The following is a 17,489-nucleotide window of genomic DNA, read 5'->3' on the forward strand; positions in this document are numbered from 1 at the left end:
GGTCAGTCTCCTACCGGTTGACGGTCTCCGCCGCCGCGGTGCGCATCGAGCGCATGCTTGATGCGGCGCAGCGATTCTCGGCCCGCATCGCCGAGCCGCAATGCGACGCCGGTGACGAGCACGTCGATCGCCATCATCATCGCGTAGCGCGATGTCGAAGGCTTGTAAATGAAATCGGTTTCGAACGCGACGACCGGGATCAGGTGGTCGGCGAGCTTCGCGAGCGGCGAAGCCGGCGCGGTGATCGCGATCAGCTTCGCGCCGTAGCGCTTCGCGAGACGGCAGCTCTCGAGCAGTTCGGGCACGCGCCCGCTCACCGACAGCGCGACGACCACGGCGTCGCGCGACAGCGTCGCCGACACCATCCGCTGCAGCAGGCTGTCCTGGTAGGTCGCGACCGGCCGGCCGAAGCGCACGAGCCGGAAGCGCAATTCGTCGGCGAGCGCGGTCGAGCCGCCGCCCTGCCCGTACACGTAGATCATCTTCGCGCCGGCGAGCAGGTCGGCCGCCGCGTCGAACGACGTGTTGCGCAGCAACTGGTGGTTGTGCGCGAGTGCCACGCGGATTTCGTCGTAGACGACCGATGCGGGGCTCGCGTCTTCTTCCGGATGCTCATCGGCCGGCACGAGAAAGCGCTGGCCGACGGCCGCCGCCTGCGCAACGAGCACCTTCAGTTCGCGCACGTCGCGGCAGCCCACCGCCTTCGCGAAACGCGTGACCGTCGCGACACTGACCTCCGCGTCGCGCGCGAGCGCGCCGATGCTCGCATGCGCGGCGCGCGCGAGATCGGCGAGGATGAATGCGGCGACCTTGCGTTCGGCCTCGCGCAACTCGGGCGCACATTCGGCAATCCGCGCGACGATGTCGAGGACCGGCTGGGCGACCGAAGCCGGTTGCCCGGCTGCGAACGGAGCGGACGGGGTAGCGTGCGAATTCATCTGCTGAAAAGTGTGTGGCGCCTCATGTTACTAAATAACATCACCGCGCCGATGCTACTTTCTGTACCATCTGCGTGTCAACTTCAGTGCAATGCATAGTGATGATGGAGCGGGATGACATGAAAGTTACAAACTATCAGGAACCGACAATCAATCCGTTGGGCAAGGGCCTCGGCAACCTGCCGAGCGCGAGCGTGCCGCTCGACGACGCGGGCCGCCTCGAGTGGAACCTGCTTGCGGAAGACGTCAGCCTGCCGGCCGCCGTGCTGTACGCGGATCGCATCGAACACAATCTGAACTGGATGCAGGCGTTCGTCCAGCAGTACGGCGTGAAGTTCGCGCCACACGGCAAGACGACGATGGCGCCGCAACTGTTCCGCCGCCAGCTCGACGCCGGCGCATGGGGCATCACGCTCGCGACCGCGCACCAGACGCAGGCCGCGTATCACGGCGGCGTACGGCGCGTGCTGCTCGCGAACCAGCTGGTCGGCCGCCAGAACATGACGATCATCGCTCAGCTGCTGTCCGATCCCGAGTTCGAATTCTTCTGCCTCGTCGATTCGGCCGACGGCGTCGACCAGCTCGGCCGTTTCTTCGGCGACGCGAAGAAGACGCTGAACGTCCTGCTCGAGCTCGGCGTGCCAGGCGGCCGCGCGGGTGTGCGCGACGCCGCCCAACGCCAGGCCGTGCTCGACGCAATCGCGCGCTATCCGGACACGCTGAAGCTGGCCGGCATCGAACTCTACGAAGGCGTGCTGAAGGAGGAAGGCGAGATCCGCACGTTCCTGCAGGACGCGGTCGCGCTCACGCGAGAGCTGGCCGAAGCCGGCCGCTTCGCGCGCACGCCGGCGATCCTGTCGGGCGCCGGGTCGGCGTGGTACGACGTGGTCGCGGAGGAATTCGCGAAGGCATCCGACGCCGGTTTTGCGGAAGTCGTGCTGCGTCCGGGCTGCTATCTGACGCACGACGTCGGCATCTACAAGAAGGCGCAGACCGACGTGTTCGCGCGCAACCCGATCGCCCGCAGGATGGGCGAAGGGCTGCTGCCGGCGCTGCAGCTGTGGGCATACGTGCAGTCGGTGCCCGAGCAGGATCGCGCGATCATCGCGCTCGGCAAGCGCGACGCAGCGTTCGACGCGGGCCTGCCCGAGCCGGCGCGCCACTTCCGCCCGGGCCGCGACAGCGCGCCGCGCGATGTCGCCGCGAGCGAAGGCTGGGCCGTCACCGGGATGATGGACCAGCACGCGTACCTGCAGATCCCGCCGGGCGCGGACGTGAAGGTCGGCGACATGGTCGCGTTCGACATCTCGCACCCGTGCCTGACGTTCGACAAGTGGCGCCAGCTGCTCGTCCTCGATCCGCAGTTCCGCGTGACGGAAGTCGTCGAAACCTTCTTCTGAAGCTCCGCGCACACCGCCCTGCCGCCGCGCGGGGCGGCCGTCACGCGCGCTTCAAGCGGCCGGAGTACACTGCGCTTTCGTCCTCGGGGCCGCTTCGCCGCCGCAGCGCCGTCTGCCGTACGCGGCGCGAACGGGCCCTCAACGCTGTTGAATGGAGAAAGCCATGGCCGCGAAGAAGATCCTGTTCCTGACCGGCGATTTCGCCGAAGACTACGAAACGATGGTGCCGTTCCAGGCGCTGCAGGCCGTCGGTCATCACGTCGATGCGGTCTGCCCGGGCAAGCGCGCGGGCGACAAGGTCAAGACCGCGATCCACGATTTCGAGGGCGACCAGACCTACACCGAAAAGCCCGGCCACAACTTCACGCTGAACGCGACGTTCGACGATGTCGATGCGTCGGCCTACGACGCGCTCGCGATCGCGGGCGGCCGCGCGCCCGAGTACCTGCGTCTCGATGCGAAGGTGATCGCGCTGGTGCGCGCGTTCGCCGAAGCCGGCAAGCCGATCGCCGCGATCTGCCATGCGGCGCAGCTGCTCGCGGCCGCCGACGTGATCCGCGGCAAGCGCATCTCGGCCTACCCGGCCTGCGCGCCGGAAGTGAAGCTCGCGGGCGGCGAGTACGCGGACATCCCGGTCGATGCGGCCGTGACCGACGCGCCGTTCGTCACCGCACCCGCGTGGCCCGCGCATCCGGCATGGCTCGCGCAGTTCCTCACGTTGCTGGGCACGCGCATCGAGCTGTAGACGAAGCTGAATGAAATGAAGTGAAACGCCGGCTAGCGGCCGGTTCGCGCGACCCGCATGCCGTGCCGATCCGGATCGGTCGACGGGGCGCGCCCCGTCGTGCCGCTTCCGCCCGGCCCTTCAGTGCTGCGCCGGCGTCGAGCCGACTTCCGCAATCCGCGACTCCAGCATCGCCAGCGCACCCGACAGCGCGGTCAGCACGTCGTCCGGCAGTTGCGCCATCGTCTGGTCGAGAAACGCCTTGCGGCGCGGCAGGCACGCGTCGAACGCGGCGCGGCCGTCTTCGGTCAGCGTGACGTTGGTCACGCGGTTGTCGCGGGCGTCGGACGCGCGCTCGATCCAGCCGAGCGCGTCGAGCGATTTCAGCTGGCGCGTGAGCGCGCCCGGATCGATGCGCAACACCTCGACGAGCTTCTTCTGCGACGAATGCCCGCCCATCGTGTGCAGCGCGACCATGATGCGCCAGCGCGGCATCGGCTGCCCGACGTGCGTTTCGAACGCGCTCATGAATGCGCGATACGTGCGTCCGAATTGCTGCAAGATCGCGACGCGGTCCTGTTCTTCCATGCGCTGATGTCTACTCGTTCAATCGGTGAATCGTTCAATCGGCCGCGACATGCGGTTCGATCTTGCGCCGCAGCGCGATCGGCGGCACGCGGCGACACTGCCACACCGACACCACGGCGACGACGGCCGCCATCGCGACCCCCAGGTGAATCGCGCCGACCAGCGATTCGCGGGCCGCTTCCAGCAGCAGCGCGCCATTATGCCCGGCGCGGGTCAGTTCCGCGACGAGACCACCCTGCGCGGCGCGGTCGATCAGGATCTGCGGATCGGCGAGTTGCGCGTGCCACTGCAGCGCGTGGTCGCCCGACAACGCATCGCGCACGCCGCTCGAATACATCTGGTTGACCAGCGTGCCCGTCAGCGCGGTGCCGATCATCCCGCCGACCATCCGCAGCGACTGCAGCAGCGCCGTCGCGATGCCGAGGTGCTCGCGGCCGGCCGTCTGCTGCGCGAACACGGTGAGGTTCGGCAGCACGAAGCCGAGGCCGATGCCGCCGGCGACCATCAGCGCCATCAGCACCCAGGTCGGCGTCGTGTGCGTCGACACGACGATGCCCGCGCACGCGATCGCGAACAGCACGAAACCGACGTGCAGCATCGTATTCGGATTGCGGATGCGTGTGACGACGCGGCCGTTCATGATGCTGCCGATCGTGATGAACACGACGAGCGGCGTGATCACGAGCCCCGCCTCCTTCGGCGACATCCCGAAGCCGCCCTGGAACAGCAGCGGAGCGTAGAACAGCAGCGAGAACATCGAGAAGCCGGCAAGGATCGCGAGCACGAACAGCGCCGACAGCGCGCGGTTGCCGAACATGTCGAACGGCAGAATCGGCTGCGTGCAGCGCTTTTCCCAATGCCACAGGCCGACGCCGGCGCCGACCGCGACGACCAGCAGCAGCGACGCCCAGCTCATGACGCCATACTTCGGCAGCCATTCGACGAACAGCTGGAGCGCGCCGAGCGACAGCGCGATCAGCAGCGCGCCGGGCCAGTCGAGCTGCATCTTGCGGTCGTGCTCGACATGGCGCAGATGCGGCAGGTAGCGCCACACGAAGAACAGCGACAGCAAGCCGACCGGCAGGTTGACGTAGAACACCGAACGCCAGCCGAACGACTGGGTCAGAATCCCGCCGAGCGACGGCCCGACCGCGTTCGCAATGCCGAACGCAGAGCTCATCAATACCTGCCAGCGCAGCCGCACGACGGAATCGGGAAACAGGTCCGGAATGCACGCGAACGCGGTGCCGACCAGCATCCCGCCGCCGATCCCCTGCAGGCCGCGCGCCAGCACCAGGAACAGCATGTCGTTGGCCATCCCGCATAGCACCGACGCGCCGGTGAACACGACGATCGACACGATCACGAACGGCTTGCGGCCGTAATAGTCGCCGAGCCGGCCGAAGATCGGCACGGTGATCACGGAACTGAGCAGATACGAGGTCGCAACCCACGCATACAGGTCGAACCCCTTGAGCTCGGCGACGATGGTCGGCAACGCGGTGCCGACGACCGTCTGGTCGAGCGCGACGAGCATGGTGACGAACGAAATCCCGATCATCGCCAGCAGCGATTCACGGAACGGCAGGACTTGCCCGCTCGAATGGTGGGCGGCAGTATGGACGGCCATTTTTTGTTGATGCAACTTTTGACGAGTCAAACAATCTCAAAATTCTAGCACGCCGGAGTAATCTAGGCTGGCGACGGATTTGGGGCCTATGGCCGCCAGGGAGAAAGATGGAACCGATTTCAATCACGCCTGCCGCGACGCTGTCGCCGGACGACCAGGACGCCTTGCGGCGCGCGAAACAGGTGCTGGAAAGCCCGTCGCTGACGATGAAGCTGACGGGCGTGCTGGGCGCGCCAGTCGAGAAGATGATCGCACGGCTGCCCGACTTCGCGACCGGCAAGATCAACGACGCGACGCAGCTTGCGCTGCGCAAGTGCCTGAACATCGCGCTGCGCACGCTCGGCAAGCCGCAGACGCCCGATGCCGAGCCGGACAAGCCGAGCAACCTGCTGCACAAGCTCGCGGTCGCGACGACCGGCGCGGCGGGCGGCGCGTTCGGTTTCCTCGCGCTGCCGGTCGAGCTACCGGTGACGACCACGCTGATCTTCCGCTCGGTGTGCGACATCGCGCGCAGCGAGGGCGAGGACCTGGGCTCGGTGGATACGCAGTTGCAGTGCCTGGCCGTGCTCGGCATGGGCGGCAACGCGGACAAGCGGGAAGAGGACGCCGATCTCGGCTATTTCGTGCTGCGCGGCGCGCTCGCGCAGGCGATTTCGAAGGCGTCGTCCGACATCACGACGAAAGGGGTCGCCGCGCACAGCTCGGCGGCGGTGTTCAAGCTCGTGCAGACTGTGGCATCACGCTTTTCGGTACAGGTCACCGAGCAGATGGCCGCGAAGTCGATCCCGGCGATCGGCGCGGTGCTCGGCGCGACCGTCAACACGCTGTTCATCGACCACTTCCAGCAGATGGCGCACGGCCACTTCACCGTGCGCCGGCTCGAGCGCAAGTACGGCCCGGTCGCCGTGCAGGCCGCGTATCAGGCGATCGACGGCTCGCCCACGCGCTGAACCGCCCGCTCGACCGCGACGCGGCGCAGGAACGCGGCCGCACGGTCGAGCGCGTCGCGCGACTCCGGCACCATCGGCGTGTACAGCTGCCACACGTGCGGCATGTCGGGCCACACCTCGATCTCCACCGGCACGCCGGCCGCCTTCGCGTTGTCGGCGACACGGCGTGAATCGTCGAGAAGCACCTCGGTGCTGCCGGCCTGGATGAAGAGCGGCGGCAGCCCCGTGAAGTCCGCATAGAGCGGCGACGCGTACGGATGCGTCGCCGATTCGTCTCCCAGATACAGCTTCGCTGCCTTCGGCAGCGCCGCGGCCGCGAACATCGGGTCGAGGCCGTCGTTGCTGCGCATCGTGTCGCCGGTGCCGGCCAGGTCGGTCCACGGCGAGAACAGGATCGCGCCTGCCGGCAACGGCTCGCCGCGATCGCGCAGCGCGACGAGCGTCGCGAGCGCGAGGCCCCCGCCCGCCGAATCGCCGCCGAACACGATTGACTCGGGCGGCGTGCCAAGCGCGAGCAATTGCCGGTACGCGGCCAGCGCGTCGTCGAGCGCGGCCGGGAAGCGGTTCTCGGGCGCGAGCCGGTAGTCGAGCGAGAACGAGCGCACGCCCGCGCGCTTCGTGAGGCCGAACACGAGCGGCCGATGGGTCTTCGTCGAACAGAAGTAGTAGCCGCCGCCGTGGAAGTACAGCAGCGTGCGGCCGGGCCCGCGAGCGGCGACCGCATCGGTGCGTTCGAGCCATTCGCCGCGCAGCGGCGCGTCGCCGGGACCGTAGCATTCGCGCAGCCGGTAGCCCGACGGCGCGCGACGCGGCACGATCATTCTCAGGTCGGTAAAGCGCCGCGCGCGGGCAGGATCGAGCACCGGGCGCGTGGTCTCGGGACGAAACTGCCAGCGCAGCAGCCAGCACGCGAACTTGCTTTGCCAACTCATCGAACACCCACTCCGTCGTCGCAGTGTGACGATGGTACGTGCGATCGTCGCCGCGCTGCTCGACGGGAGCCTCTATATCAAACGCCGGCCTCAGTTCGCCGGCATCATCTGGCCGCGGATCTCGCCGGACGGATGCTCCTTCGTGTGCACGTTGAAGTACCACTTGCCGCCCATCAGGTCGGTCACTTGCGAGTCGGTGAGCTCCTTCGAACCCTTGATCGGGCTCGCGAGCGCGTCCTTCGGGATCGGTACCTGCACGCCGGCGTTCTGGCCGACCGGCGCGGGCCCGTGGAAATGCGCGGCGGTAGCCGGCCCCGTGAGGTGTTCGTAAGTCACCGTCCACTGCAGCATGTGGGTGGCCGTGTCGTAGGTCGCATCGACGGCGCCGGCGCCCTTGGTCGCGGTGGGCGGCACTTCGCTCGACGGCTGCAGGCTGGCGGACAGGCGCACCGTTTCGGCGGCGGCACTGCCGGCGGCCAGGACGCCCGCGAGCAACGCCACCTGGAGCAAACGCAGCTTCGGCATGAATCCTCCTTGTACGACGGGGTACGCCGCCCGGACGGCGACGTTCCATGATGGTAGTCGATCGCCGCCGATCCGGCACCGCTGCGTCGCTCGCCAGCCTGACGGAACCTGGAAGAGACCTTTGCAGCGGGAGCCCTGAATCCGCGCGCGGCCTTTCGCTACACTTCGTCTCACAGTTGCTTGTTTCCTTCGTCCGAAGGAGTCTGCGAGTATTCACGCGGCCATCCGGCCGCGTTTTTTTTGCCCGTGCCCGGGTGGCGTGCACGCATCGTCGGGCACGTTCCGCTTCGCGGGCCGTCAAGCATCACGAATCAATTGTCGCCGCGGCGATCGAGTCCGACGTCGCAGACACCGCGCCCTCACGCGCGATAGCCCGGATCGATCCGATCGACGATGCGCTGCAACGCGTCGAATGCGTCCTGCCCCGCGCCGTGCTTCGGATCGAAGTTAAGCGAATCGCGCACGCAGCCCTCGAGCACCGGCGGCGCGATCGGCAGTGCGTCGCCGATCGCGTGGGTCGCGACCTGCACCTCGCACGCGCGATTGAGCAGCCACATCAACGAGAAGGTCTGCGCGAGCGTCGCGCCGATCGTCACGGGCCCATGGTTGCGCAGCAGCAGCACGGGCCGCCCGCCGGCGCTCTCGACGATGCGCCGCCCCTCCTCCAGATGCACGGTGATGCCCTCGAAGTCGTGATACGCGATCTTCCCGTACAACTGCGCCGAATAGAAGTTCGAGAACGACAGCCCGTCGCGCGAGCAGCACACGGCCATCGTCGGCGTCGTGTGCACGTGCATCACGCAGTGCGCGTCGGGCAGCGCCGCATGGATCGCGCTGTGGAACGTGAAGCCGGCCGGATTGATCGGCCAGTCGGAATGGCTGGTCACGTTGCCGTCGATGTCGATCTTCACGAGGTTCGACGCGCATACCTCGCGGTAATGGAGCCCGAACGGATTGATCAGGAAATGGCCGTCCTCACCCGGCACGCGCAGCGAGATATGGTTGTAGATCAGCTCGGTCCAGCCGAGATGGTCGAAGATCCGGTAGGCGGCCGCGAGCTGCACGCGCGCCTGCCATTCGGCTTCGGAAAAGCGGGCGGGACGCGTGAACGGCTGGTTCGGTACACGTTGCATGGGGCACTCCGGTTGCGGGCGCGGCGGCCGCGCGGGCGGCTCGCGCAACGTCCCTCGTCTCCTGGCGGCGCACGCGGCGCGCCGGTGCGTCAAGCGCGCGCGTGCTGTGCGTCGTTCGGCACCGCCGCGGCCCGCATTGCACGAGCCGTCCGGCGGCACCCGTCACGATACGCATATGGTTGCGCGCACAACCATATCACCTTTCCTCGCGCACCGGTATCGCGGGTTTGGCCCGAGCCGTTCCGGCCCTTACAACTGGTCGCCGAACGGCAGCAGCATGAAGAGGCCGGTCATCAGGTTGCGCATCAGCCCGGCATGCGGATCGACGTGATAGGTGGCCGGCTCGTCGTTGTCGGTGCCGGTCCACACGAGTTCGGGCGTGCCTCCGCCCGCCGGCGTCGCGAGGCTCACGCGGTAGCTTTCGTCGGGCTGCGTCACGCGCGCGAAGATCGTCGCGGCCTGCTGCGCGATCGTCGGGCTGTGGATCACGAGCGCGAGTTCCGTATTCAGGTGCGCGGAACGCGGATCGAGGTTCAACGAGCCGATCACGAGGATCTTGCGGTCGATCACATACGCTTTCGCATGCAGGCTCGCGCGCGAGCGTGAGCCGAACAGGCCCGCACGCGGCGCGTTCGGCCGCGCCTTGAATTCGTACAGTTCGACACCGTGAAGCAGCAGCGGCACGCGGTACGGCGCGTAGCCGGCCTGTACGGCGACCGCGTCGGTCGCGGCGAGCGAATTGGTCAGGATTGCGACGCGCACGCCGCGCGCGGTCGTGTCGCCGAGGATCTTCACGCCCGCGTCGTGCGGCACGAAATACGGCGAAAACGCGAGAAATTCCTGCTGCGCGCCGCGCGTCAGTTCGACGAGGCGCTGCATCGGCGGGCTCACGTACGCGTCGGTCGGCCGCATGACCTTGTCCGGTGCGTCGACCTTGAATTCGGCGGGCGCCCACACGAGCTCGAGCTCGTCGCGCGCGATCTGCTGCGCGAGCGGCGTCGCGTTCAGCGGCTTCGCGTTGTACGGATCTGCGTTCTTGCGCCAGTGGTCGCGCAGCTCGTCGCGCATCGCGTCGAGATCCTTCGGATCGAACGTCTGATGATTCAGCACCCGCAGCGGATAGCTGCTCGCGCTTGCCCAGTAGTCGTCGAAGCTCGTCGAGATGTCGTTCGTCACGGGGCCGGCCGCGAGCACGTCGAGATCGCGGAACTGCAGCGTCGGGCTCGCGCTGAAGTATTCGTCGCCGAGATTGCGGCCGCCGACGATCGCGATCTGGTTGTCCGCGATCATCGCCTTGTTGTGCATCCGCCGCGTAAACCTGTCGATTCGCGTCAGGGAGTTGGCCGTGCGCTCGATCACTCCGTACCGCGACGCGCCGAACGGGTTGAACACGCGAATCTCGATCTTCGGGTGCGTATTCAGCGCGGCCATGACGCGGTCGATGTCGCGGAAATTCAGGTCGTCGACCAGCATGCGCACACGCACGCCGCGATCGGCCGCATAAAGCGCCGCGCCGAGCAGCAGTTTGCCGGTCGTGTCCTCGGTCGCGATGTAGTACTGCATGTCGAGCGTCTTCGTCGCCGCGCGCGCGAGCGCGATGCGCATCTGCAGCGCGGTCGCGCCGTCGGGCAACAGCCGGAAGCCCGATTGCCCCGGATGCGCCGCTTCCGGCGCGGCCAGCGCGTTGCGCAGCGGCGTCGCGGTATCGGTCGGCAACGCGTGCGAGACGGGGCGATCGAGCGTGGTGGCGGGCGGATGCGTCGCGCAGGCGGCGACCAGCGACAGCAGCGCGCAGACGGCGAGCGCACGGGCCGGGCGGCAGGCGGCGCGCCACGACAGCGCGGCCGGCGCGCGCCGGATCAAAGACGTAAGCACGGAAACTTCCTCGACAGGCGGATCAACGGGTCCGAAAACGCCGCAGCGTGCGGCTGACGGGTGGCTCCGGTCGATTCTAGTGGGCGCCCGATGAACCGGTCAATCGCGCGGCTCGCGCATGCGGCGCCGTGCAACCGCTACGCGCGCCGCCGGCGAGGGCATCCAGGAACGGCAGCCCGCGGCTCGGCCGCCGGACAGGCCTGCGGCACCCATGGTCCAACCAATCTCAAGGTGTGTCGCCGCTTCGCTCGAAGTGGCTGCGCACGTAGTCGATATGGGTCTGCATCGCGGTGCGCGCCTCCTCGGGCCGGTGCGCGCAGATCGCCTCGCACACTACCCGGTGCTGCAGCAACAGCAGCTCGGACGCCTGCTCGTCGTGCGTCGTCATCCCCGCGACGTTGATCGAAATGTGCTCGCGCAGCATCCCGATCACGCTCGTGTGCAGGTGCAGGAACATCGTGTTGTGCGACGCCAGCGCGATCGCCTCGTGCAGCTTCGCGTCGGTCGATGCCTCGACGGCCGCGTCGTCGTTCGCGTGCGCGGTCTCGAGCTCGCGCAGCAGCGTACGGATCCGGCGCCGGTCGTTCGCATCCGCGCGCAGCGCGGCGAAATACGCGGTCGCGCCTTCGAGCACGCGACGGAATTCGAGTATGTCGTCGCGCAGCGCCGGGTGGTCGGCGACCAGCTGGCCCCACGGCGATGCAATGCCCGAGCGCAACTGGTCCGTCACGTACACGCCCGCGCCACGCCGGCTCTGCAGCAGCCCGCGCGCGACGAGCCGCTGGGTCGCCTCGCGCACCGTATTGCGCGCCACGCCGTACTGTTGCGCGAGCACGCGCTCGGCCGGCAGCCGCGCGCCGGCCGGCCAGGTGCCGTCGAGCAGCGCCGTCTCGATCTTGCGCATCACCACTTCGGTCCGGCCCCGTGCCGTCATCGCCGCCATCGCCGTCTCTCCATCGGAATACCCGCCGTGCCGATTGGCCCAACCAATTTGAGCTACGGCGCCGTCGCGGGAATTATGCAGCGAAATCGTCGTCCCGCATTCACCTGCCGGGCCGGCCCCCTGGAGCGAGACATGAACGAAAGGCACTACCCCGCCGCCGCCCCCGCGCACGTCTATCTGTTCGCGACCTGCCTGGTCGACCTGTTCGTCCCCGAAGCCGGGCTCGACGCGGTCCGCCTGCTGGAACGCGAAGGCCTGACCGTCCACTATCCGCGCGGCCAGAGCTGCTGCGGGCAGCCGGCCTATAGCAGCGGCAATCCCGACGAGGCGCACGGCGTCGCGGCCGCGCAGCTCGATCTGTTCGCCGAGCCGTGGCCCGTGATCGTGCCGTCCGGCTCGTGCGCGGGCATGATCCGGCACCATTGGCCGGCCCTGTTCGCCGACGACCCCGTGCACGGCCCCAAGGCGCGCGCGATCGCGGAGCGCACCTACGAACTCGCCGAATTCCTCGTCCACGTGCTCGACGTGCGGCTCGACCGCATCGACACGAACGCCGGCCCGGACGAGCGCGTGGTGCTGCATACGTCGTGCGCGGCCCGCCGTGAAATGGGCACGCGCGTGCACGGCGTCGCGCTCGTCGACGCGCTGCCGGGCGTCACGCGCATCGAACACGAACGCGAATCGGAATGCTGCGGCTTTGGCGGCACGTTCTCATTGAAGCACCCCGACATCTCCGGCGCGATGGTGCACGACAAGGTCGCATCGGCCTGCGCGACGGGCTGCGACCGACTCGTGTCGGCGGACTGCGGCTGCCTGCTGAACATCGGCCACGCAGCGGCCAAGGCCGGCGCGACGCTGCCCGTCGAGCATCTCGCGAGCTTCCTGTGGCGCCGCACGGCAGGCGCCGGCTCGCTGCGCGGAGACGCGCAATGAGCGCGCGCGACGCCATCCTCGCACGCCTGCGCGCCGCCGCGCCCGGCGTCGCAGCGAACGCCGCCCCCGCCCTCGATGCGCGCATCGACACGCATTACGCGGCGCGCCGCGCACCGGTCGCCCCCGATTCCCATGCGCTCGCGCAGACGATGCAGGCCGCACTCGCCGCGTCGCACGCCGACGTCTGGTGCGCCACCGCCGATGCGTGGCCCGCGCAGCTTGCCGCGCGGCTCGCCGACGCCGGCGTGCGTCGCCTGCTGCTCGACCCGGCCCGGGCCGAATCCGCTGCCCTCGCGCGCGTGCTGCCCGACGCGGTCGCGCCGGTGCCGTTCGACCGGCCGATCGACGTGTGGAAAGCCGAACTGTTCGACACGATCGACGCCGGCTTCACCGTCGCGCGCTCGGGCATCGCGGCAACCGGCACCATCGTGCTCGCGCCCGATGCCGCCACGCCGCGCACGGTGTCGCTGGTGCCGCCGCTGCACGTCGCGCTCGTCCATGCGAACACGCTGCACGCGGACCTCCACGCGGCCGTGCAGGCGGAGCGCTGGCACGCCGGCATGCCGACCAACGTCGTGCTGGTGTCGGGCCCGTCGAAGACCTCCGACATCCAGCAGACCCTCGCGTATGGCGCACACGGGCCGCGCAACCTCTGGGTCGTGATCGTCACCGAACCGACCGCAACCGCCTGCCAGGACCTGCCGCGATGAGCGACCAACCGCTGCAATTCGTCGCCCCCGGCGACTTCAAGGCCCGCGCGCGCGCCGCGCTCGACGATCCCGCACTGCGCCGCAGCTTTCGCGGCGCGATGGACTTCCTGCAGGGCAAGCGCGCGACCCAGTTCCCCGACGACACCGAGCTGCAGCAGCTGCGCGATCTCGGCGAAGCCGTGCGGCAGCACGCGCTCGCGCAACTGCCCGCGCTGCTCGAGCGGCTGGAGGCGAAGCTCACGGCAGCCGGCGTGCACGTGCACTGGGCCGAGACGGCCGCCGACGCGAACGCGATCGTGCTCGGCATCGCGCAGGCGAAGAAGGCGCGCCGCGTGATCAAGGGCAAGTCGATGGCGAGCGAGGAAATCGAGCTGAACCATTACCTCGCGGATCACGGCGTCGACTGCATCGAGTCCGACATGGGCGAGTTCATCGTGCAACTCGCGGGCGAGAAGCCGTCGCATATCGTGATGCCGGCGATCCACAAGACGCGCGGCGACATCGCCGGATTGTTCGAGAAACACATCCCCGGCACGCGCTACACCGAGGACGTCGACGAGCTGATCCAGACCGGCCGGCGCGCGCTGCGCCGCGCATTCGCGGAAGCCGACATCGGCCTGTCGGGCGTGAACTTCGCGGCGGCCGACACGGGCACGCTGTGGCTCGTCGAGAACGAAGGCAACGGCCGCCTGTCGACGACGGTGCCCGACACGCACGTCGCGATCATGGGCATCGAGAAGGTCGTCGAGAAACTCGAGCACATCGTGCCGCTGTCGAGCCTGCTCACGCGCTCGGCCACCGGCCAGGCGATCACGACCTACTTCAACCTGATCTCGGGCCCGCGCCGCGACGGCGAACGCGACGGCCCGCGCGAACTGCATCTCGTGCTGCTCGACAACGGGCGCACGCAGGCCTACGCGGACGAACAACTGCGCGCGACGCTGCAGTGCATCCGCTGCGGCGCGTGCATGAACCACTGCCCGGTCTACACGCGCATCGGCGGCCACGCGTACGGGACGACCTACCCGGGGCCGATCGGCAAGATCATCTCGCCGCACCTGCTCGGCCTCGACGCGACGGCCGACCTGCCGACCGCGTCGACGCTGTGCGGCGCATGCGGCGAGGTGTGCCCGGTCCGGATCCCGATCCCGCAACTGCTCGTGCGGCTGCGCACCGAGGCGAACCGCAAGCCCGACGAACCCGTCGCGCATCCGCTGCGCGGCCAGGGCGCGAACTACAACCGCGCGGAATACCTCGTGTGGCGCTTCTGGTCCGGCGCATTCGCGCATCCGCGCGCGTACCGCGCGTTCCGCTGGACGGCGACACGCCTGCGCGCGCTGACGCCCGCGAAACAGATGGGCTGGACGCAGCACCGCACGCCGCTCGAACCGGCGCCGCGCAGCCTGTCCGACCTGCTGCGCGCACGCGGCCAGCCCGAATAGACCACCTCGCTTTCAAACCCGTACCGATAGAAATCCATGGAGGAGACAACCATGCAGGTTTGGCATCAGATCTACACCCCGCTCGGCAGCCTCGGGCTGTCGGCGTTCGTCGCCGCGATCCCGATCATCTTCTTTTTCGTCGCGCTCGCCGCGTTGCGGATGAAGGGCCACGTCGCGGCCGCGATCACGCTGCTGCTGGCGCTCGGCGTCGCGATCCTCGCTTACGGCATGCCCGTGCCGCAGGCACTCGCGGCCGCCGGCTTCGGCTTCGCGTACGGCCTGTGGCCGATCGCGTGGATCATCGTCGCGGCCGTGTTCCTGTACAAGATCGTCGTGAAGACCGGCCAGTTCGACATCATCCGCGCGTCCGTGCTGTCGATCACCGACGACCAGCGCCTGCAGATGCTGCTGATCGGCTTCTCGTTCGGCGCGTTCCTCGAAGGCGCGGCAGGCTTCGGCGCGCCCGTCGCGATCACGGCCGCGCTGCTCGTCGGCCTCGGCTTCAAGCCGCTGCATGCGGCCGGACTGTGTCTGATTGCAAACACCGCGCCGGTCGCGTTCGGCGCGATGGGCATCCCGATCATCGTCGCCGGGCAGGTGACGGGCATCGACCCATTCCACATCGGCGCGATGGCCGGCCGCCAGCTGCCGCTGCTGTCGCTCGCGGTGCCGTTCTGGCTCGTGTTCATGATGGACGGGCTGCGCGGCGTGCGGCAGACCTGGCCGGCCGCGCTCGTCGCGGGCGGCAGCTTCGCGCTCACGCAGTACTTCACGTCGAACCACATCGGGCCCGAGCTGCCGGACATCACGTCGTCGCTCGTCAGCCTCGTCGCGCTCGCGACGTTCCTGAAGGTGTGGCAGCCGCGCACCGCGCAGCAGCCGGCCGGCGGCGTCGTCGCGTCCGGCGGCGGCGCGGCGCTGGCCGGGTTCGGCGCGGGCAGGTTCGGCGCTAGCGGCACCGGCACGAGCAGGCAGGCGTCGCCGTACACGCTCGCACAGACCGTGCGCGCGTGGTCGCCGTTCCTGATCCTGACGGCCGTCGTCACGGTGTGGAGCATCGCGCCGTTCAAGGCGCTGTTCGCCGCGCACGGCGCGCTCGCGTCGACCGTGCTGAAGTTCCATGTGGCAGGGCTCGACCAGCTCGTCGTGAAGACCGCGCCGATCGCCGCGACGCCGAAGGCGCTCGACGCCGTGCTGAAGATCGATCTGGTGTCGGCGGTGGGCAGCGCGATCCTCGTGACCGCGCTGATCTCGATGGCGCTGTTGCGGATGAAGCCGCGCGACGCGCTCGTCACGTTCGGCGAGACGCTGAAGGAACTCACGCGCCCGATCCTGTCGATCGGCCTCGTGCTCGCGTTCGCATTCGTCGCGAATTACTCGGGGATGTCGTCGACGCTCGCGCTGATGCTGGCCGCGACCGGCGCCGCGTTCCCGTTCTTCTCGCCGTTCCTCGGCTGGCTCGGCGTGTTCCTGACCGGCTCGGACACGTCGTCGAACGCCCTCTTCTGCTCGCTGCAGCAGGCCACAGCCCATCAGCTCGGCGTGCCCGAGACGCTCGCGGTCGCCGCGAACACCACGGGCGGCGTGACCGCGAAGATGATCTCGCCGCAGTCGATCGCGGTGGCATGCGCAGCGACCGGCCTCGTCGGCAAGGAATCGGAGCTGTTCCGCTTCACGGTGCGCCACAGCCTGTTGTTCGCGGTGATCGTGGGCCTGATCACGCTCGTGCAGGCCTACGTGCTGCCGGGGATGGTGCCGTAAGCAAGAGGCACGGCCCTTTTCCGGTTCCCCGAAAAACAAAAACCCCACGCCCGCAAGAGCGTGGGGTTTCGTTCATCCCGGGCGCCGAACGCGGCCGGCGCCCCCGGCGGCGATCAGCTGCCCTTCGCGATGCGATCCTGGATGTGCTGCGCACGGCTAGCCGACGACGGGTGCGAGCTCATCATCGAGCTCTTGCCGCCATCGAGCTGTGCAAGCTTCTGGAACGCGGTGACGAGGCCCTTCTGGTTCATGTTCTTCTGCTTCATCAGGTCGAACGAGTAGTCGTCGGCCGCGCTTTCCTGCGTTTGCGAGAATTGCGCGTTGATGAACTTCTCGGTGATGTCGCCGAGCTGCGAGCTCGTCAGGGCCGCGACGCCCGGTGATGCCGCACCGGCCGCGGTGCGTGCCGCGCTGACCGCGTAGGCGGTCTGCATCGCCTTCTTCGAGTGACCCAGCGCGACGTGGCCCATTTCATGACCGATCACACCGCGCAGTTCGTCGTCGTTCATCATGTCCATCAGGCCGCTGTACACGCGCACGCAGCCGTTGCCCATCGCCCACGCGTTGACGTCCTTGGTCACGTAGACCTTGTAGTTGATTTTCTGGCCGTTCAGCGTCATGTCGCCGAAGCCCTTCATCACCTTCGTCAGGCGCTTCGAGTACGCGCTGTTCGGCGCGGCGATCTTCGATTCGGCGTCGCTCGCCTTGCACGAGTCGTTCGACAGCGCCGCGATGTCGGTGTCGGACAGCGTCGCCGCCTTGAACAGGCTGGTCCCCGCCGACGTCAGGCTGTTCGCGTCGAGATTCTGCACGCCGCCGCATGCGCTCAACAGGAACGCCATGCCACACGCTGCCGCCGCTTTCTTGATATGCATCCCGGATCCCTCGGTAGTTGTATTTGGAAGCGGGGATTTTGCATAATCCGGCAGAAAATTACCAGACGTTTACATCAAATGACAGCTTGATTACTCACCGATTCGAAACGAACGGCGCGATTACTCAGTC

General features: G+C 68.3%; 16 protein-coding genes. 7 read left to right on the plus strand and 9 right to left on the minus strand.

What is annotated here, in order from left to right:
• Positions 1-2: 2 nt before the first annotated feature.
• Positions 3-938 (minus strand): MurR/RpiR family transcriptional regulator, encoded by a 936-nt coding sequence (locus ACT2FV_RS30635; protein ID WP_444505331.1) that lies wholly within the window; start codon positions 936-938, stop codon positions 3-5.
• Between the two features lie 119 nt (positions 939-1,057).
• Here ACT2FV_RS30635 and ACT2FV_RS30640 point away from each other — a divergent pair, with 119 nt between their 5' ends.
• A complete protein-coding gene (locus ACT2FV_RS30640) occupies positions 1,058-2,338 on the plus strand; it encodes an amino acid deaminase (RefSeq protein WP_059607683.1) in 1,281 nt (426 codons plus the stop codon).
• Between the two features lie 163 nt (positions 2,339-2,501).
• Positions 2,502-3,083, plus strand: a complete 582-nt coding sequence (locus ACT2FV_RS30645; protein ID WP_059607685.1) for a DJ-1/PfpI family protein — start codon at positions 2,502-2,504, stop codon at positions 3,081-3,083.
• A gap of 120 nt (positions 3,084-3,203) precedes the next feature.
• Here the strand turns inward: ACT2FV_RS30645 and ACT2FV_RS30650 are convergent, their stop codons facing one another.
• Positions 3,204-3,650 carry a MarR family winged helix-turn-helix transcriptional regulator gene (locus ACT2FV_RS30650; RefSeq protein ID WP_059607688.1) on the minus strand — a complete coding sequence of 149 codons (447 nt, stop codon included), beginning with the start codon at positions 3,648-3,650 and terminating at the stop codon, positions 3,204-3,206.
• Between the two features lie 34 nt (positions 3,651-3,684).
• Positions 3,685-5,280 carry an MDR family MFS transporter gene (locus ACT2FV_RS30655; RefSeq protein WP_059607690.1) on the minus strand — a complete coding sequence of 532 codons (1,596 nt, stop codon included), beginning with the start codon at positions 5,278-5,280 and terminating at the stop codon, positions 3,685-3,687.
• Positions 5,281-5,387: 107 nt separating this feature from the next.
• Here ACT2FV_RS30655 and ACT2FV_RS30660 point away from each other — a divergent pair, with 107 nt between their 5' ends.
• A complete protein-coding gene (locus tag ACT2FV_RS30660) occupies positions 5,388-6,230 on the plus strand; it encodes an EcsC family protein (protein ID WP_444505332.1) in 843 nt (280 codons plus the stop codon).
• Here ACT2FV_RS30660 and ACT2FV_RS30665 read toward each other — a convergent pair.
• The 5 genes from ACT2FV_RS30665 to ACT2FV_RS30685 all read right to left on the minus strand — a co-directional run bounded on the left by ACT2FV_RS30665 (position 6,200) and on the right by ACT2FV_RS30685 (position 11,638).
• Positions 6,200-7,162, minus strand: a complete 963-nt coding sequence (locus tag ACT2FV_RS30665; protein ID WP_124621283.1) for an alpha/beta hydrolase — start codon at positions 7,160-7,162, stop codon at positions 6,200-6,202. The genes ACT2FV_RS30660 and ACT2FV_RS30665 overlap by 31 nt on opposite strands.
• Positions 7,163-7,252: 90 nt before the next feature.
• Positions 7,253-7,687 (minus strand): CHRD domain-containing protein, encoded by a 435-nt coding sequence (locus ACT2FV_RS30670; RefSeq protein WP_059607696.1) that lies wholly within the window; start codon positions 7,685-7,687, stop codon positions 7,253-7,255.
• A 359-nt stretch (positions 7,688-8,046) separates the two neighbouring features.
• Positions 8,047-8,820: a class II aldolase/adducin family protein gene (locus tag ACT2FV_RS30675; RefSeq protein ID WP_444505333.1), complete on the minus strand. Its 774-nt coding sequence runs from the start codon at positions 8,818-8,820 to the stop codon at positions 8,047-8,049.
• Between the two features lie 249 nt (positions 8,821-9,069).
• A complete protein-coding gene (locus ACT2FV_RS30680) occupies positions 9,070-10,695 on the minus strand; it encodes a phospholipase D family protein (RefSeq protein WP_444505334.1) in 1,626 nt (541 codons plus the stop codon).
• A gap of 226 nt (positions 10,696-10,921) precedes the next feature.
• A complete protein-coding gene (locus ACT2FV_RS30685) occupies positions 10,922-11,638 on the minus strand; it encodes a FadR/GntR family transcriptional regulator (protein WP_444505335.1) in 717 nt (238 codons plus the stop codon).
• A 132-nt stretch (positions 11,639-11,770) separates the two neighbouring features.
• On the opposite strand from ACT2FV_RS30685, the gene ACT2FV_RS30690 reads away from it, so the two are divergent.
• Genes ACT2FV_RS30690 through ACT2FV_RS30705 form a run of 4 tightly spaced genes read left to right on the plus strand, consistent with a single transcriptional unit; the run spans position 11,771 to position 16,484 of the window.
• The gene (locus tag ACT2FV_RS30690) at positions 11,771-12,571 is read left to right on the plus strand and encodes a (Fe-S)-binding protein (protein ID WP_175817069.1); all 801 of its coding nucleotides are present in this window, start codon (positions 11,771-11,773) and stop codon (positions 12,569-12,571) included.
• On the plus strand, positions 12,568-13,281 hold the full coding sequence (locus ACT2FV_RS30695) for a LutC/YkgG family protein (RefSeq protein WP_444505336.1): 714 nt from the start codon (positions 12,568-12,570) through the stop codon (positions 13,279-13,281). Before ACT2FV_RS30690 ends, ACT2FV_RS30695 begins: the two co-directional genes overlap by 4 nt.
• Entirely contained in the window at positions 13,278-14,723 is a 1,446-nt protein-coding gene (locus ACT2FV_RS30700; protein ID WP_444505337.1) for a LutB/LldF family L-lactate oxidation iron-sulfur protein, read from the plus strand. Before ACT2FV_RS30695 ends, ACT2FV_RS30700 begins: the two co-directional genes overlap by 4 nt.
• A 51-nt stretch (positions 14,724-14,774) precedes the next feature.
• Positions 14,775-16,484 (plus strand): lactate permease LctP family transporter, encoded by a 1,710-nt coding sequence (locus ACT2FV_RS30705; protein WP_444505338.1) that lies wholly within the window; start codon positions 14,775-14,777, stop codon positions 16,482-16,484.
• A gap of 113 nt (positions 16,485-16,597) precedes the next feature.
• On the opposite strand, the gene ACT2FV_RS30710 is transcribed toward ACT2FV_RS30705, so the two are convergent.
• On the minus strand, positions 16,598-17,359 hold the full coding sequence (locus tag ACT2FV_RS30710) for a M48 family metalloprotease (RefSeq protein WP_059607712.1): 762 nt from the start codon (positions 17,357-17,359) through the stop codon (positions 16,598-16,600).
• Between the last annotated feature and the right edge of the window lie 130 nt (positions 17,360-17,489).

The sequence above is a fragment of the Burkholderia sp. PR2 genome (genome assembly GCF_052372875.1).
Classification (GTDB): domain Bacteria; phylum Pseudomonadota; class Gammaproteobacteria; order Burkholderiales; family Burkholderiaceae; genus Burkholderia; species Burkholderia diffusa.

Excerpts from the sequence above, each read along its gene's own strand:
- ACT2FV_RS30635 (WP_444505331.1), bottom strand. The coding sequence starts at position 938 with ATGAATTCGCACGCTACCCCGTCCGCTCCGTTCGCAGCCGGGCAACCG.
- ACT2FV_RS30650 (WP_059607688.1), bottom strand. The coding sequence starts at position 3,650 with ATGGAAGAACAGGACCGCGTCGCGATCTTGCAGCAATTCGGACGCACG.
- ACT2FV_RS30655 (WP_059607690.1), bottom strand. The coding sequence starts at position 5,280 with ATGGCCGTCCATACTGCCGCCCACCATTCGAGCGGGCAAGTCCTGCCG.
- ACT2FV_RS30675 (WP_444505333.1), bottom strand. The coding sequence starts at position 8,820 with ATGCAACGTGTACCGAACCAGCCGTTCACGCGTCCCGCCCGCTTTTCC.
- ACT2FV_RS30695 (WP_444505336.1), top strand. The coding sequence starts at position 12,568 with ATGAGCGCGCGCGACGCCATCCTCGCACGCCTGCGCGCCGCCGCGCCC.
- ACT2FV_RS30705 (WP_444505338.1), top strand. The coding sequence starts at position 14,775 with ATGCAGGTTTGGCATCAGATCTACACCCCGCTCGGCAGCCTCGGGCTG.
- ACT2FV_RS30670 (WP_059607696.1), bottom strand. The coding sequence starts at position 7,687 with ATGCCGAAGCTGCGTTTGCTCCAGGTGGCGTTGCTCGCGGGCGTCCTG.
- ACT2FV_RS30640 (WP_059607683.1), top strand. The coding sequence starts at position 1,058 with ATGAAAGTTACAAACTATCAGGAACCGACAATCAATCCGTTGGGCAAG.
- ACT2FV_RS30660 (WP_444505332.1), top strand. The coding sequence starts at position 5,388 with ATGGAACCGATTTCAATCACGCCTGCCGCGACGCTGTCGCCGGACGAC.
- ACT2FV_RS30710 (WP_059607712.1), bottom strand. The coding sequence starts at position 17,359 with ATGCATATCAAGAAAGCGGCGGCAGCGTGTGGCATGGCGTTCCTGTTG.
- ACT2FV_RS30685 (WP_444505335.1), bottom strand. The coding sequence starts at position 11,638 with ATGGCGGCGATGACGGCACGGGGCCGGACCGAAGTGGTGATGCGCAAG.
- ACT2FV_RS30690 (WP_175817069.1), top strand. The coding sequence starts at position 11,771 with ATGAACGAAAGGCACTACCCCGCCGCCGCCCCCGCGCACGTCTATCTG.
- ACT2FV_RS30700 (WP_444505337.1), top strand. The coding sequence starts at position 13,278 with ATGAGCGACCAACCGCTGCAATTCGTCGCCCCCGGCGACTTCAAGGCC.
- ACT2FV_RS30645 (WP_059607685.1), top strand. The coding sequence starts at position 2,502 with ATGGCCGCGAAGAAGATCCTGTTCCTGACCGGCGATTTCGCCGAAGAC.
- ACT2FV_RS30665 (WP_124621283.1), bottom strand. The coding sequence starts at position 7,162 with ATGAGTTGGCAAAGCAAGTTCGCGTGCTGGCTGCTGCGCTGGCAGTTT.